This window comes from Shewanella sp. 125m-1 (assembly GCF_052977065.1).
Genome location: NZ_JBRILT010000001.1, coordinates 255761 through 271710 on the forward strand (window position 1 = coordinate 255761; position 15950 = coordinate 271710).

At 43.7% G+C, this 15950-nt stretch carries 13 protein-coding genes; 12 read left to right on the forward strand and 1 reads right to left on the reverse strand.

All coding sequences use genetic code 11. The features are described from left to right. The first annotated feature begins 43 nt into the window (after positions 1-43). From eno to rpoS, 9 genes are all read left to right on the forward strand, one after another. A complete protein-coding gene (gene eno, locus ACVBIK_RS01085; RefSeq protein WP_447161869.1) occupies positions 44-1339 on the forward strand; it encodes a phosphopyruvate hydratase in 1296 nt (431 codons plus the stop codon). An 86-nt stretch (positions 1340-1425) separates the two neighbouring features. Continuing rightward, positions 1426-1722 carry a cell division protein FtsB gene (gene ftsB, locus ACVBIK_RS01090; RefSeq protein ID WP_447161868.1) on the forward strand — a complete coding sequence of 99 codons (297 nt, stop codon included), beginning with the start codon at positions 1426-1428 and terminating at the stop codon, positions 1720-1722. A 78-nt stretch (positions 1723-1800) separates the two neighbouring features. After that, positions 1801-2493 carry a 2-C-methyl-D-erythritol 4-phosphate cytidylyltransferase gene (gene ispD, locus ACVBIK_RS01095; protein WP_447161867.1) on the forward strand — a complete coding sequence of 231 codons (693 nt, stop codon included), beginning with the start codon at positions 1801-1803 and terminating at the stop codon, positions 2491-2493. 43 nt (positions 2494-2536) lie between these two features. After that, positions 2537-3016 (forward strand): 2-C-methyl-D-erythritol 2,4-cyclodiphosphate synthase, encoded by a 480-nt coding sequence (ispF, locus tag ACVBIK_RS01100; protein ID WP_447168875.1) that lies wholly within the window; start codon positions 2537-2539, stop codon positions 3014-3016. An 88-nt stretch (positions 3017-3104) separates the two neighbouring features. Next, a complete protein-coding gene (truD, locus tag ACVBIK_RS01105; RefSeq protein ID WP_447168876.1) occupies positions 3105-4172 on the forward strand; it encodes a tRNA pseudouridine(13) synthase TruD in 1068 nt (355 codons plus the stop codon). After that, positions 4169-4921, forward strand: a complete 753-nt coding sequence (gene surE / locus ACVBIK_RS01110) for a 5'/3'-nucleotidase SurE (protein WP_447163649.1) — start codon at positions 4169-4171, stop codon at positions 4919-4921. The genes truD and surE overlap by 4 nt, the downstream gene beginning before the upstream one ends. A gap of 111 nt (positions 4922-5032) precedes the next feature. Next, complete coding sequence (locus tag ACVBIK_RS01115; protein WP_447161863.1) at positions 5033-5668, forward strand: protein-L-isoaspartate(D-aspartate) O-methyltransferase; 636 nt, start codon at positions 5033-5035, stop codon at positions 5666-5668. A 57-nt stretch (positions 5669-5725) separates the two neighbouring features. After that, a complete protein-coding gene (locus ACVBIK_RS01120; protein WP_447168882.1) occupies positions 5726-6619 on the forward strand; it encodes a peptidoglycan DD-metalloendopeptidase family protein in 894 nt (297 codons plus the stop codon). Between the two features lie 82 nt (positions 6620-6701). Further along, positions 6702-7670 carry an RNA polymerase sigma factor RpoS gene (rpoS, locus tag ACVBIK_RS01125; protein ID WP_447168877.1) on the forward strand — a complete coding sequence of 323 codons (969 nt, stop codon included), beginning with the start codon at positions 6702-6704 and terminating at the stop codon, positions 7668-7670. Between the two features lie 166 nt (positions 7671-7836). Here the strand turns inward: rpoS and mutS are convergent, their stop codons facing one another. Then, on the reverse strand, positions 7837-10416 hold the full coding sequence (gene mutS / locus ACVBIK_RS01130; protein ID WP_447168878.1) for a DNA mismatch repair protein MutS: 2580 nt from the start codon (positions 10414-10416) through the stop codon (positions 7837-7839). A 319-nt stretch (positions 10417-10735) separates the two neighbouring features. Between mutS and recA the strand changes: the two genes are divergently transcribed. From recA to csrA, 3 genes are all read left to right on the forward strand, one after another. Continuing rightward, positions 10736-11803, forward strand: coding sequence for a recombinase RecA (gene recA / locus ACVBIK_RS01135; protein ID WP_447161860.1), 1068 nt, complete (start codon positions 10736-10738; stop codon positions 11801-11803). A 446-nt stretch (positions 11804-12249) separates the two neighbouring features. Further along, complete coding sequence (gene alaS / locus ACVBIK_RS01140) at positions 12250-14874, forward strand: alanine--tRNA ligase (RefSeq protein ID WP_447161859.1); 2625 nt, start codon at positions 12250-12252, stop codon at positions 14872-14874. 480 nt (positions 14875-15354) lie between these two features. After that, positions 15355-15552, forward strand: a complete 198-nt coding sequence (gene csrA, locus ACVBIK_RS01145; protein ID WP_006082602.1) for a carbon storage regulator CsrA — start codon at positions 15355-15357, stop codon at positions 15550-15552. The last annotated feature ends 398 nt before the right edge of the window (positions 15553-15950 follow it).

The following is a 15950-nucleotide window of genomic DNA, read 5'->3' on the forward strand; positions in this document are numbered from 1 at the left end:
TTTTATCTTTAAATTTATCTTTAAAACTTAAATCGAGGGCATTATGGCTAAGATTATTAACATTATCGGTCGCGAAATCATGGATTCTCGCGGTAACCCAACTGTTGAAGCTGAAGTTCATTTAGAAGGCGGATTCATGGGGATGGCTGCTGCACCATCAGGCGCATCTACAGGTAGCCGTGAAGCATTAGAGCTTCGTGATGGCGATAAAGCACGTTACATGGGTAAAGGTGTATTAAAAGCTGTTGAAAACATCAACGGACTTATCCGTGATGCGTTGATGGGCAAAGATGCTACAGCGCAAGCTGAACTTGACCAAATCATGATCGACGTAGATGGCACAGAAAACAAAGATAAGCTAGGCGCTAACGCGATTCTTGCAGTTTCTTTGGCTGCTGCTAAAGCGGCTGCAGCATTTAAAGGCGTTCCTTTATATGCGCACATAGCTGATCTAAACGGCACCCCTGGCCAGTACTCTATGCCTGTTCCTATGATGAACATCTTAAACGGTGGTGAGCACGCTGATAACAACGTTGATATCCAAGAGTTCATGGTTCAACCTGTTGGTGCGAAAAGCTTCCGTGAAGCACTACGTATGGGCGCTGAAATCTTCCATAGCCTAAAGAGTGTGCTTAAGGCTAAAGGCCTAAGCACTTCAGTGGGTGATGAAGGTGGTTTCGCACCAGACCTAGCATCAAATGCTGACGCACTTGCCATCATCAAGGTTGCAGTAGAGCAAGCAGGTTACACGCTAGGTACTGACGTTACACTAGCACTAGATTGCGCTGCATCTGAGTTTTATAAAGATGGTCAATATGACCTATCTGGTGAAGGAAAAGTATTCTCTGCAAACGGTTTCTCTGACTTCCTTAAGTCGCTAACCGAGCAGTACCCAATTGCTTCAATCGAAGATGGCTTAGATGAGTCAGATTGGGATGGTTGGGCATACCAGACTCAAATCATGGGTGATAAGATCCAGCTTGTTGGTGACGATCTTTTCGTTACAAACACTAAAATCTTAAAGCGCGGTATCGACAATAATATTGCTAACTCAATCTTGATTAAGTTTAACCAAATCGGTTCACTAACTGAGACTCTTGCGGCAATTCGAATGGCGAAAGAAGCGGGTTACACTGTGGTGATCTCTCACCGTAGTGGTGAAACTGAAGATGCAACGATTGCCGATCTTGCTGTAGCGACTTCTGCAGGTCAAATCAAGACGGGTTCACTATGCCGTAGTGATCGTGTTGCTAAGTACAATCAGCTACTTCGTATCGAAGAGCAGTTAGGCGAAAAAGCTCCTTATAACGGTCTTAAAGAGATCAAAGGTCAAGCATAAATCGCTATAAACTTTAAAAAGGCCACCACTCGGTGGCCTTTTTTGTTGTACTATCTGTGTAATATTCTCAATTTCTATTGTTAATCATGAAACGCCTTCTTATTGTATTAATCGCTTTGCTTGCCATGCTTGAATATCGCCTTTGGTTTGGGGAGAAGAGCCTTGCTGAGTCTTTTCATTTGCAGGAGCAAATTAAGCTTCAGCAGCAAAGTAATGCGCAATTAGTTGCACGTAACCAAGTCTTAAGAGAAGAGATTAATGATCTTCGTAGTGGCACCGAGGCGTTAGAAGAGCGTGCTCGCAATGAGTTAGGCATGGTTAAAGAGGGAGAAACCTTCTTCCGTGTTGTCGGAGGCGAACGCGGCAATAAACCAAATGATTAACCAGCGTTGATTGTTTGTGTATTTAGTAAAGTCCTAGGTCGATGAGAGAAAGATGTCGTTAATATATGGAGCTCAATCATGAGCCAAACACCTAAGCAAATTATTGCAATTGTCCCAGCTGCCGGTATTGGTAGTCGTATGGGGGCAGAGATCCCAAAGCAGTACCTTCAGCTAAACCAGCAGAGCATCTTGAGCCATACCTTAGATTGTCTATTATCACATCCAAACATTGAGAAAGTGATTGTCGCGTTGAATCCGGCAGACGCCATCTTTGCCAGTTTGGAGCAAGCTAAACACCCAAAATTGCAATGTGTTAATGGCGGCCAAGAGCGGGCAGACTCGGTATTAGCTGCGTTAAAGGTTGCGAGTCTAGATGCTTGGGCATTAGTGCATGATGCTGCGCGTCCGTGTTTGACCCATCATGATATAGATAAGTTAATTGAGTCTGCTAGTACGTTCCCGCAGGGTGCCATTTTAGCGGCGCCAGTGCGTGATACGATGAAACGTAGCGATGCTAATGGCTTAATTAGTGAAACAGTCTGCCGAGAAAGACTATGGCATGCATTAACGCCGCAATACTTTCCTGTTTCAAGTTTGATGCATCACTTGAGCGATGCATTAGCTGCTGGTGCACTGATCACTGATGAGGCCTCTGCTATGGAGTGGGCTGGAATTATGCCGGGGATCGTCTCAGGACGTGCCGATAACATTAAAGTGACGCACCCAGATGATTTGCAACTTGCAGCGCTGTTTCTCAAAAATACACTATAACAAGCAGCCGTAGCATCCATTAGATAGATAAATAGGAACACCTATGAAAATTAGAATTGGTCACGGGTTTGATGTACACAAGTTTGGTGGCGAGCCACCACTTATTCTAGGCGGTGTCGAAGTACCTTACGATGTGGGCTTAATTGCACATTCTGATGGTGATGTCGTCCTGCATGCAATCTCTGATGCGATTCTTGGAGCGATGGCGCTAGGCGACATTGGCAAGCATTTCCCAGATACCGACCCCGAGTTCAAAGGCGCTGACAGCCGTGTCCTGTTAAGGCATTGCTATACGTTGGCGACCGATATGGGCTTTAGCCTATCTAACTTAGATGTCACGATTATTGCTCAGGCGCCGAAAATGGCTCCTCATATAGAAGCTATTCGAGCGTTGTTATCTGAAGATCTTGCAGCAGATATTAATGATATCAATGTTAAGGCGACAACAACGGAAAAGCTTGGCTTTACTGGCAGAAAAGAAGGCATAGCAGTTGAAGCCGTTGTGCTGATGATAAAAGCCTAGTTAATTGTGTAGGCTTGCTAGCTTAGCAAGCAGTAGTAACAATAGATTTTAAAGATAGTCAGATACTTTAGTGAGATCATTTAGCGATATGAGCGAATTACATTATTTATACGGCAAGCCAACTTCCACTGCCGATCTGCGTACCCATAATAGTGACTTTCAAGTGCAAGAGATTTTGCCTTTCGCACCGACAGGCGAGGGTGAGCATCATTTGCTCCACATCCGTAAAGACGGACTCAATACTCTTGAAATAGTCAAGAGGCTATCGATCTTTGCGCATGTACACCCAAAAGAGGTGACATATGCAGGTCAAAAAGATAAGCATGCAGTGACAGAACAGTGGTTTGGGGTGCGTATTCCTGGCAAAGAAACGCCAGACTGGCAGCAGCTAAATTGTGAGCAAGTTACAGTACTTAGCGCTGCAAGACACAGCAAAAAGCTACGGATTGGCGCACTAGCAGGCAATCGCTTTACCCTAATTTTACGTAATGTTAGCGATATTAATGATGTGATTAGACGTATTGACTTAGTTAGGGAACAAGGCGTACCGAACTATTTTGGTGAGCAACGTTTTGGGCATGATGGTAAAAATTTAGTGTTTGGTCGCCAGATGTTTACAGGCCGTAAAGTTAAAGACCGTAACAAGCGTAGTATGTATCTGTCTGCAGTACGCTCAAACGTGTTTAATGTTGCTGGTTCAGGTCGTTTAGCGCTGCACGGCACTAAACCCTTAGCGGGTGATTGTGTCATGCTTGCTGGCAGCAAAAGTTACTTTGTTGCAGAGCTGTGGGATGAAACATTAATAGAGCGCCTAAATAATAAAGATATTCAGCTTTCTGCACCATTATGGGGGCGTGGCTTACCGCTTGCTCAGGGAGAAGCCGCTCTGTGCGAGGCAGACGCTCTTGAGTCACTCGCAATTGATAAAGACGGTTTAGAGCATGCAGGTCTTAGCCAAGAGAGACGTGCTTTGTTACTTGAGCCACAACATCTGCAATATCAAGTAGATGAAGATACCATTACCCTTAAATTTGCATTACCATCAGGCTCTTATGCAACCTCGATACTGCGTGAGCTGTTTCAGTATCAAGATGTTCAAGAAGTCGCGCGTCAACAGATGCTCGCTGAACAAAGAAGCGCTGAGGCTGAGCAATGAAGATTTTGATCAGCAATGACGATGGTGTGAATGCTGAAGGTATTGCTGCGTTAACCGCAGCATTGAGCCAAATAGCAGAAACATTGACGGTTGGACCTGATAGAAACTGCTCTGGTGCGAGTAACTCGTTAACCTTGACCAATCCACTACGACTGAATACCTTAGATAATGGTTTTATTTCGGTGAGTGGCACGCCGACTGATTGTGTGCACTTAGCAATTAGAGAGCTGTATCAAGATGAACCCGATATGGTGGTATCTGGTATTAATGCGGGTGCGAATATGGGTGATGATACTCTGTATTCAGGTACCGTTGCCGCAGCAATGGAGGGGCGCTTCTTAGGCTTTCCAGCCATTGCTATCTCATTAGTGGGTCATGAGTTGAAACACTATGATACCGCGGCTCATTATGCGTTAAAAATAGTTAAAGCTTTGCAAGAGAGCCCAGTTGCACAAGATAAAATCTTGAATATTAATGTGCCAGATCTTCCTTTGGATGAAGTCAAAGGCATTAAGATAACCCGCCTTGGTGCACGGCATCGAGCCGAAGGGATGGTGAGAACCCAAGATCCTGCGGGCCGAGAGATTTTTTGGTTAGGCCCACCAGGTGATGAGCAAGATGCGAGTGAAGGAACTGACTTTTATGCCGTTGCCAACGGCTATGTGTCTATCACGCCGCTCACTGTTGATTTAACGGCATTTGAGCAAGTGAGTGCCTTAGAGAACTGGCTAACTCAGATCCACGATTAATTGGTGCACGACCTTGTTTACATGGGGCGTGCTGAAATTAATGAATTGCCCAATAACAGTATCATCACTGTTCGAATAAATGACATTTTGGACTATTGGAATAACAGAAATATGAACCCAGTCGCCTCAACATCAGCATTGAACCTTGCAAGAAGTTTGTTTGAGGCAGGGATCCGTAATGAAGCGGTACTACTGGCAGTGGCAAACACCCCGAGAGAGCAATTTCTCGATGCGGCTCTGGGTCACAAAGCTTATGAGAATACGGCGCTGCCTATAGGGCAAGGGCAAACGATTTCTCAGCCCTATATTGTTGCTAAAATGACAGAGATCATCTTGCAAACTAAGCCAACAAAGGTGTTAGAGATAGGAACTGGCTCAGGTTATCAAGCTGCCATTTTGGCAAAATTAGTACCGCAGCTGTTTACTGTGGAGCGGATCAAGAGCTTACAGATCCAAGCTAGGCAAAGATTAAAAAGGCTCGACTTACACAATATCGCTTTTAAATATGGTGATGGTTGGCAAGGATGGCCGAGTAAAGGCCTTTATGATGCAATCATGGTTACTGCTGCAGCAAGCTCAATTCCCGAGGCATTGGTCTCTCAGTTAGTTGACGGTGGCATCTTAGTGATCCCGGTTGGGGAAACCGCGCAGCAGTTATTAACAGTGACACGTCGTGGTGATAAATATTCGTCTGAAGTCGTTGAAGATGTTCGTTTCGTGCCACTTATTAATGGCGAACTTGCATAGTTTTTTTCCATAAGCATTAAACAGTGAAATAGGTTGATTTGGGGTGATGAGTTAATAATGAGGTTGGTATGTTTGTTAAGTGTCTGCCTATCACTGGTGCTATGTGGCTGTAGTTTTCAGGCTGATAGGCCCGCTCCTGTGGAGTCTTTGAATGGACCATCAACGCCGTCGATCAGTAAAGGATCGATAACGGCAAGCCGTTATGTGGTTAAAAAAGGCGATACTTTATATTCAATCGCATGGGGATCTAATAAAGATTTCGTTGATATTGCTAAGAGCAATCGTCTACCAAAGCCTTATACCATCTACCCTGGACAAGTTTTGAGCTTAAGCTCTAAAAAATATGTTACAAATAGCCAAAGTGTTAAAAAAACAACTAATTCAGCGCCTAAAAAACCAGTTAAGTCGAGTAAAGGCGATTCAAGTCAACAGGTTAGTGTTAAACCTGTATCTGTAAGTCCTCAGAATGAAAGGTCAAAAAAACAGCTTGATCCTAATCCTAAGCCTGCGTATTCTGTTACAAGCAATCAACAAGATGCTAACAGGGTTGTCCACAAGCCAGCCGAGCTTCCAAACAAAGTAAGCAAATGGTCATGGCCTGTAAAAGGAAAAGTGTTTGGTACTTTCTCTGCCAAAGAGCAGGGAAATAAAGGAATAAAGATCGCTGGAAATCGAGGTGATGCGATTAAAGCAGCTGCAAGCGGTAGAGTTGTTTATGCTGGTAGTGCACTTCGAGGGTACGGTAATTTGGTTATCATCAAACATAGTGATGATTATCTCAGTGCTTATGCTCATGCAGATAAGATCTTAGTTAAAGAAAAGCAGGCTGTCACGATTGGACAGACTGTAGCGACAATGGGTAATACTGGTACTAATCGGGTCATGCTACATTTTGAGATCCGCTACCATGGTAAGTCAGTAAACCCTTTAAAATTTTTGCCTAAACAATAGTTAATGTTTGTTAGGTTGCCAATTTGGCGGATCGGAGGATAGTAACGTGCAGTAATTTATTTAGAAATTCGGGAGAGATATTATGGGCAGAGTAAGTAATGCCGTTGTAGCAGATAACGCTAAAAGTCAATCTGCAGATCAGTTAACGAATAAAGATACTAAACAAGAGATCAAAGAAGCTGAACTTGAGCAGCAAGTACAAGATGATCTACAAAAAAATCTAGATGCGACTCAATTGTATCTAGGCGAAATTGGTTTTTCCCCCCTCCTCAGTGCTGAGGAAGAAGTCTATTTTTCACGAAAGTCCTTAAAAGGCTGTGAGAAATCTCGCAATCGTATGATTGAAAGTAACCTCAGGCTAGTCGTAAAAATTGCTCGTCGATACAATAATCGTGGCTTAGCGCTGCTAGATCTTATCGAAGAAGGTAATTTGGGCTTGATCCGTGCCGTAGAAAAATTTGACCCCGAGCGTGGTTTCAGATTCTCAACCTATGCAACATGGTGGATTAGACAGACGATTGAACGAGCAATCATGAATCAGACTCGTACTATTCGCTTACCTATTCATGTTGTCAAAGAGCTTAATGTTTATTTGCGTACAGCCAGAGAGCTCGCACATAAGCTGGATCACGAACCGACAGCAGAAGAGATCGCTGACCAACTCGATTTACCGAGTGCAGATGTTAGCCGTATGCTCAAGCTCAATGAAAGAATTACTTCTGTCGATACACCGCTAGGTGGCGAAAGTGATAAAGCCTTATTAGATGTACTTGCTGATGATGACAACGTAGGGCCAGATTATAAGGTTCAGGATGAAGATATGTCTAAGTCCGTTGTTAAGTGGTTAGATGAACTCAATACTAAGCAACGAGAAGTGCTAGCGCGCCGATTCGGTTTGTTAGGTTATGAGCCGTCAACTCTAGAAAATGTAGGCAAAGAGATTGGTTTGACTCGTGAAAGAGTACGTCAAATTCAGGTCGAGGCGCTTAAGCGCTTGAAGGACTTACTGGGGGCGCAAGGCCTTTCTGTAGAAGCAATCTTCAGAGCGTAATCTAGAATGTAATCTAGAGTATAAAAAGTAAGGGTATAAATAAAAGCGCAGCTGATTATCAACTGCGCTTTTTTAGTATCTCATGTTTGGCGTTTAGCGCACTTTAGCTCAGCGCACTTTAATTTAGCCATATTGAAGCAATATGGCGACTGAGCACTTCAAACAATTAAAGTGTCAACTTCTTAAGGTTGTATAGATAATCTAATGCTTGTCTTGGCGTTAATTCATCCGGGTTTAGCTTGGCTAATGCTTCCAAAGCGGGAGATGGCGCCGGTGCTGAAAAGCTCATGCTTTGCTGTAAAGGCTGCTGAGCATTATTGGATTGATTATCATGATCGCGGCTTTCTAACTGATGCAACTTATGCTTTGCGGCGCTAATCACACAATTAGGCACACCTGCAAGCGCAGCTACCTGTAGGCCATAACTGCGGCTCGCTGCACCTTCTTGAACAGCATGCATAAATACAATGTTATCGCCATGCTCGACGGCATCTAAATGCACATTCTCCACATTAGATAATTGCTCTGGCAGTTGAGTTAACTCAAAGTAATGGGTGGCAAATAGCGTCATTGCTTGTAAGTGTGTAGCCAAATACTCTGCAGCAGACCAAGCAAGTGAAAGACCATCGTAAGTTGAAGTTCCACGGCCAATTTCATCCATCAACACTAAGCTGTTAGGGGTCGCGTTATGTAAGATGTTGGCAGTTTCAGTCATCTCGACCATGAAAGTTGAACGGCCAGAGGCTAAATCATCAGATGCACCGATTCGGGTGAATATTCGATCTACAGGACCAATAACGGCATGCTCTGCTGGAACATAACAGCCAATATGTGCCATTAGGGTAATCAATGCGACTTGGCGCATATAGGTAGATTTACCGCCCATGTTTGGACCTGTCACAATTAACATCTTGCGTTGATTGTTTAAAGTCACAGGATTGGCAATAAATGGGCTTTGGCTGACTTGCTCTACCACTGGATGGCGACCCGCTTCTATTTGGATCCCTGAAATAGTTGATAGCTCTGGGCAGTGATAGTTCAGGCTCTCTGCACGCTCGGCAAAATTACATAGCACGTCTAATTCAGCAGAGGCTCTAGCAAAATCTTGTAACTCATGTAATTTAGGCAAGATAAGATCAAACAGTTGTTCCCAAAGCTGCTTTTCAAGCGCTAACGCTTTACCTTGGCTAGATAATACCTTTTCTTCGTGCTCTTTAAGCTCAGGGATAATATAGCGTTCAGTGTTCTTGAGTGTTTGTCTACGTTGGTAGCTTAGTGGTACCAAGTCAGACTCACGGCGACTGACTTCGATATAGTAGCCATGAACGCGATTGTAGCCGACCTTTAACGTAGAAATTCCTGTCTGGTGTTTTTCTCTAGCTTCAAGCTCATGAAGGTAATCGGTTGCGCCTTCACTGAGTTTACGCCATTGATCGAGCTCTTCGTTGTATCCTTCACGGATCACACCACCATCACGAATAAGCATCGGAGGATTATCGACTACGGCGCGTGATAGTAGCTCAAGTTCATCGGGGAACTCACCAATCACTTGCGATAGATATTTAAGGTGTGCAGCAGTAGCTTGAGTCAACGTTTGTTGCAACTGGGGTAGTAATGCGAGCGCTTGACGTAAGCGAGCAAAGTCTCGTGGACGGGCATTGCGTAGGGCAATACGTGCAGTAATTCGCTCAATATCACCAAGGGCTTTTAAATCTTCCGATAGCACTTCATAGTGACCATTACCCAGCAACTCTTCAATCGAGGCCTGTCTTGCACGAATAATATCATGGTCACGAAGTGGCTGATGTAACCAGCGCTGCAGCATACGACTGCCCATAGGCGTAACAGTGTTATCGAGCACGGAGGCGAGGGTGTTTTCTCGCCCACCTTGCAAGTTCACCGTTAGCTCTAAGTTACGACGCGTTGCAGCATCTAGCACTATGCTGTCAGATTGATTAAAACGCACAATCGAGTAGATATGTGGTAGTGCGGTACGTTGAGTATCTTTGACGTACTGCATTAAGCAGCCTGCAGCCTGGAGTGACAGTCTCGCGTCTTCGATGCCAAAGCCTTTTAAATCTTTAGTGCCGAACTGATTGAGCAGTAATCGATGGCAAGTGTCGTAGTCGAACTCCCATTCTGGTCGGCGTCGAGTGCCATTCATTGCAGCGATTAGACTCATTTCAGAGAAGTCTTCGCTATAGAGTAATTCAGCGGGGTTGGTCCGTTGTAACTCGGCTTCAAGCGCTTCAGTATTGGCAAGTTCAGTAATGACAAAACGACCTGAAGCAACATCTAAAGTTGCATAGCCGTAACCGGTTTTACCCTGGTAAAGCGCTGCAAGTAAGTTGTCTTGTCTTTCTTGCAGTAGGGCTTCATCGGTTAAGGTTCCAGGGGTAACGATACGTACTACTTTACGTTCAACCGGTCCCTTAGAGGTCGCAGGATCGCCAATTTGTTCGCAAATCGCTACCGAAACACGAAGTTGCACTAGCTTGGCCAGATAACCTTCAACCGCATGATAGGGCAGACCTGCCATCGGAATCGGGTCTCCACCACTTTTACCTCGTGCGGTTAATGAGATCCCTAGTAGCTCAGAGGCTCGTTTGGCATCCTCATAAAAGAGCTCATAGAAATCGCCCATACGATAAAAGAGCAACATGTCTGGATGTTGGGCTTTTAACGTCAAATATTGACGCATCATTGGGGTATGTTTTTCTAAGCTTTGCGGATCAATAGCGGTCATCGATTTGTTTTGCCTGTGATTTACTGTGGCGGCTAAAAGCGCCTGAAACAATATTGGCGCTAATCTTAACAATATTTTGTCTAGATTAGGCGGAATTCTTACAGTGTTTCAGCAATAAATTACTGTGCAAAAATGCTAGATGCTCCTAAATGATTGATTTTAAACTTTTTGTAAAATATTTTTACACAGCACTTGATACTGTATGATTGTACAGTATACTAGTTTCATATTGAGGCTCTAGCCAAGGCTAAAATGAGTCGTCACCAAATGAAAATTCAGTGCCAATACCGTGTAGCACTGTGATCCAGAGGATATCAGAATGAAGATAGATCCAAATAAAGAGAAAGCACTGAACGCCGTTTTAGGTCAGATTGAGAAGCAGTTTGGTAAAGGCTCAATCATGAAGTTAGGTGAAGACCGTTCAATGGACGTAGAAACGATTTCTACTGGCTCATTATCTTTGGATGTTGCTTTAGGTGCAGGCGGATTGCCTATGGGTCGTATCGTTGAAATCTACGGTCCAGAGTCATCAGGTAAAACAACACTGACCCTAGAAGTGATTGCAGCAGCTCAGAAGCAGGGAAAAACCTGTGCCTTTATCGATGCAGAGCATGCTCTAGACCCTATTTATGCTAAAAAGCTAGGTGTTGATATCGATAACCTACTTTGTTCTCAGCCTGATACAGGTGAGCAAGCACTAGAAATTTGTGACGCATTAACACGCAGTGGTGCTGTAGATGTTATCGTCGTTGACTCGGTAGCAGCATTGACACCAAAAGCTGAAATCGAAGGTGAAATTGGTGACTCTCACATGGGCCTTGCGGCGCGTATGATGAGCCAAGCGATGCGTAAGCTTGCTGGTAACCTTAAGCAGTCAAACACTTTGCTAATCTTCATTAACCAAATTCGTATGAAAATTGGTGTTATGTTTGGTAATCCAGAGACGACAACGGGTGGTAACGCTCTTAAGTTCTACGCTTCAGTTCGTCTAGATATTCGCCGTACTGGTGCGATTAAAGATAGAGAAGAAGTGATCGGAAACGAGACCCGTGTAAAAGTGGTTAAGAACAAGATTGCTGCGCCATTTAAACAAGCTGAATTTCAGATCCTTTATGGCCAAGGCATTAACAAAACTGGCGAGCTCGTTGACTTAGGTGTTATGCATAAGCTAATTGAAAAGTCAGGTGCCTGGTATGCCTATAAAGGCAATAAGATTGGTCAAGGCCGTGCAAACGCAGGTAAGTACTTAATCGAAAATCCTGCAGTGTCAGATGAAATCGAAACGACGCTACGCGCTATGCTGTTAGGCAAAGGTGAGAAGGTTACTGCTGAGGCTGCCGATACAGCCGGTGACAACGTTGACTTAGAGACTGGCGAAGTATTTTAAGCCCACTCTAAATGCATAGCTGAGCCTTTCAGCTATGCATTTCGCGGTTGCGCTATGAGTTTTATTCCACGATGAATAACTCTGTGCGCCGCGACCATTCTCGTAAGAGAGCTCGACTAGATCACCCATCCAAGATTTCTATTTTCTGCAACTAAAAACTCTTCGATAGCGACAAACTCATTGCGTCATGATATTCCCCATTGCGCAACTGTGTTTATGACGAACTACAAACGGCTACATTTGATGCGCTAGCAAGTATTTAGCAGATTCCGTTATCTTCTTATATTGACTCATTCAAGCTTCAGGGCGCTAATTTCTTAGCCACTACACAGTTTTGTATCAACAGGGCTGGTTGTTAGCCATGACTCTGCTTATAATGCTATCCATAAAAATTTATCACTCAGCTCTTTTGGAGCTATTTGCACAACCTAATTCAGGACGGTTTCATGTATCAAACCACTGCAGCACTGCGAAGTGCTTTTTTGGAATATTTCCGCACAAATGGTCACCAGGTCGTTGATAGTAGTTCGCTCGTTCCTGTGAACGATCCAACCCTACTATTTACTAATGCGGGTATGAACCAGTTTAAAGATGTGTTTTTGGGTGCTGATAAGCGTAGTTACTCTCGTGCAACTTCTTCACAGCGCTGTGTACGCGCGGGTGGTAAGCACAACGATTTAGATAACGTTGGCTATACAGCTCGTCACCATACATTCTTTGAAATGTTAGGTAACTTTAGCTTTGGTGATTACTTCAAAGAAGAAGCGATTAACTTTGCATGGACTTTCCTTACTGAAGAATTAAAGCTGCCAAAAGAGCGTCTTTGCGTCACCATTTATGAAACAGATGATGAAGCGTTTGAAATCTGGAATAAGAAAATTGGCGTTGCAGCAGAAAACATTATCCGCATCGGCGACAATAAAGGTGCAGCTTACGCATCAGATAACTTTTGGCAAATGGGCGACACAGGTCCTTGTGGACCTTGTTCTGAAATCTTCTATGATCATGGCGATCATATCTGGGGTGGACGTCCTGGTACACCTGAAGAAGATGGCGATCGCTTTATTGAGATCTGGAACATCGTATTTATGCAGTACAACCGTCAAGCTGACGGTGAGATGAAGCCACTGCCTAAGCCATCTGTTGATACTGGTATGGGTATTGAGCGTATCGCTGCCATTATGCAGGGTGTACATTCAAACTATGAGATTGATATTTTCCAAGCGTTAATCAAGAAAGCGGCCGCTATTCTTGGTGTAACAGATCTTGAAAACAAATCGCTACGTGTGATTGCTGACCATATTCGTTCATGTGCCTTCTTGATTGCGGATGGCGTTATGCCGTCAAATGAAGGCCGCGGCTATGTACTGCGTCGTATTATTCGTCGTGCAGTCCGTCATGGTAATAAGCTAGGTGCAACTGAAAGCTTCTTTTATAAGTTAGTACCAACACTCATCGAAGTGATGGGCGATGCAGCGAAAGGCTTGCAAGAGACTCAAGCTATTGTTGAGAAGTCGCTTAAAGCTGAAGAGGAGCAGTTTGCTCGTACATTAGAGCGTGGGCTAGGTATTTTGGATGCCGCGCTATCAGCATTAACAACTGATGTTTTAGATGGCGAAACAGCATTTAAGCTTTATGACACCTATGGCTTCCCTGTCGATTTAACTGCTGATGTTTGTCGTGAGCGTGAAATCACTGTCGATGAAGCTGGCTTTGAAGTGGCAATGGCGGAGCAGCGCAGTCGCGCACAGGCTGCGGGTCAGTTTGATACCGACTATAACGAAGGTTTAAAAATTGACGAACAAAGTCGTTTCACTGGTTATACCGAGCTTAATAACCAAGCGACAGTAACGGCTATCTTCACATCAGGTGAAGCAACAGACGCTATTGCGGCGGGTGATGAAGCGGTTATTGTACTCGACAACACACCATTTTATGGTGAGTCGGGCGGTCAAAGTGGCGATAAAGGTATATTGATTGCAGAGGGAGTTGAGTTCACTGTTACTGACACACAAAAGTATGGTCAAGCAATTGGACATATCGGGCGTGTTATCACTGGCGAGCTTAAAACCGGTCAGGCATTAACCGCTAATGTTGATAAGAAGCTACGTCATAGAACAGAGCTAAATCACTCAGTTACCCACCTTTTACACGCAGCGCTACGTCAAGTACTTGGTACTCACGTGACTCAAAAAGGTTCTTTGGTCGATCCAGACCGCTTACGTTTTGACTTCTCTCACTTTGAAGGTGTTAAAGCGCATGAGCTGAAAGAGGTTGAAGAGCTTGTTAATACACAAATTCGTCGTAACCACGAATTGACTGCTGAAGTCATGGATATCGAATCTGCCAAAGAAAAAGGTGCAATGGCACTGTTTGGTGAGAAATATGATTCTGAAGTACGTGTTGTGACCATGGGTGACTTCTCTATTGAGCTATGTGGTGGTACTCACGTTGGCCGTACTGGAGATATAGGTTTATTCAAGATCACCTCTGAAGGTGGTATTGCTGCAGGCGTGCGTCGTATCGAGGCTGTAACCGGTGCTGCTGCTATGGCCTATGTTGCTAAGCAACAAGCAGACCTAGAAGAAGCTGCTGCACTATTAAAGGGTGACAGTGCTTCAGTGGTGACTAAGCTTAAGGCGCAGCTTGATAAAACTAAGCAGCTTGAAAAGGAGCTATCTCAGTTGAAAGATAAGCTGGCTGCAGCGACAAGTGCCGATCTTGCTGGCGAAGCTGTTGATGTAAATGGCGTTAAGGTGTTAGTTAAGAAGCTTGAAGGTATCGATGCAGGCGCACTACGCGGCCTGCAAGATGAGCTTAAGCAAAAGCTACAATCTGGTATTGTGGTTCTTGCTATCGCAGGCGAAGATAAGGTTAACTTGATTGTTGGTGTGACTAAAGATTTGACTGGCAAAGTCAAAGCGGGTGAATTAGTCGCTTCTATCGCTGTTCAAGTTGGTGGTAAAGGTGGCGGACGTCCTGACATGGCTCAAGCTGGCGGTAGCCAGCCAGAGAACCTTGACGGCGCGTTAGAGCAAGTTATCCCTTGGATAACCGCTAAACTGTCTTAAATAGGCTAAAGCGATAGCTAACCTTAAATAAAAACGTCCGTTATGGACGTTTTTTTATGGAATAAATAAACTTATTTTGATTTATTAAAACCGTTTTTGCCTGCGAGTATATATCCGGTTGATAGTGATTTTTACTGATGTTTATGGGCAGGGAATTTAAGATGAATAGCCCTTATTTTAAAACTGAATTAGAGAGTTGTTTAGCCTAAGTTTGTATATTGTAGCCTTAGATTTGGGTAATCTTCTAATTCATGCTAGTTTAATGTTAACACCTGATAATGATATTTATTGGGTAAAAGTTATTCTCAATCTGGTTAAAAAGGTTTCAAACACTTAACTGTGATATTTTACTGAAAAAGGTGTAATTATTTGACGCTTTTCTCATAGAATACTGTTATTTTGTACTAAGCTAACCTTATAATACAGTTATAACGGAATTATGCCGTATAAAGCAGAATTAGGAACTAAAGGAGCAAAATAATGCTGATATTGACTCGTCGTGTTGGTGAAACACTGATGATTGGTGATGAAGTAACTGTCACTGTATTAGGCGTTAAAGGTAACCAAGTAAGAATTGGTGTAAATGCACCTAAAGAAGTCTCTGTGCATCGTGAAGAGATTTACCAGCGCATTCAGTCTGAAAAATCAGGTACGCCATCAGAAGGCGGTAACTTTTGATCTAATCCAGATCAATTTAAGAATTCTAGAAGCCAGTTAATAACTGGCTTTTTTATTTTATGTCTCTTGAATATGCTAATACTAATCGATGTGGGTAACTTTTGATCTTAATGAGATCAATTGAAGAATTCTAGTCGTCAGTTGATAGCTGACTTTTCAAATTTTCGAGTCTATAAGTTTCCATAAACAGTTAAAAAATCCAATTTGAAGGGGAAGTTAGACTGTTATACAAGCAAGGTGCTTAAAAACAGCTCAAACGGGAATGCTTTCTTAAAAAGGGTTTGACTTATTTTCGGCAGACAGTAATATGTGCGCCAAGAAACGGAGAGGTGGCCGAGTGGCCGAAGGCGCTCCCCTGCTAAGGGAGTATGGGCTTTAACTCCCATCGAGGGTTCGAA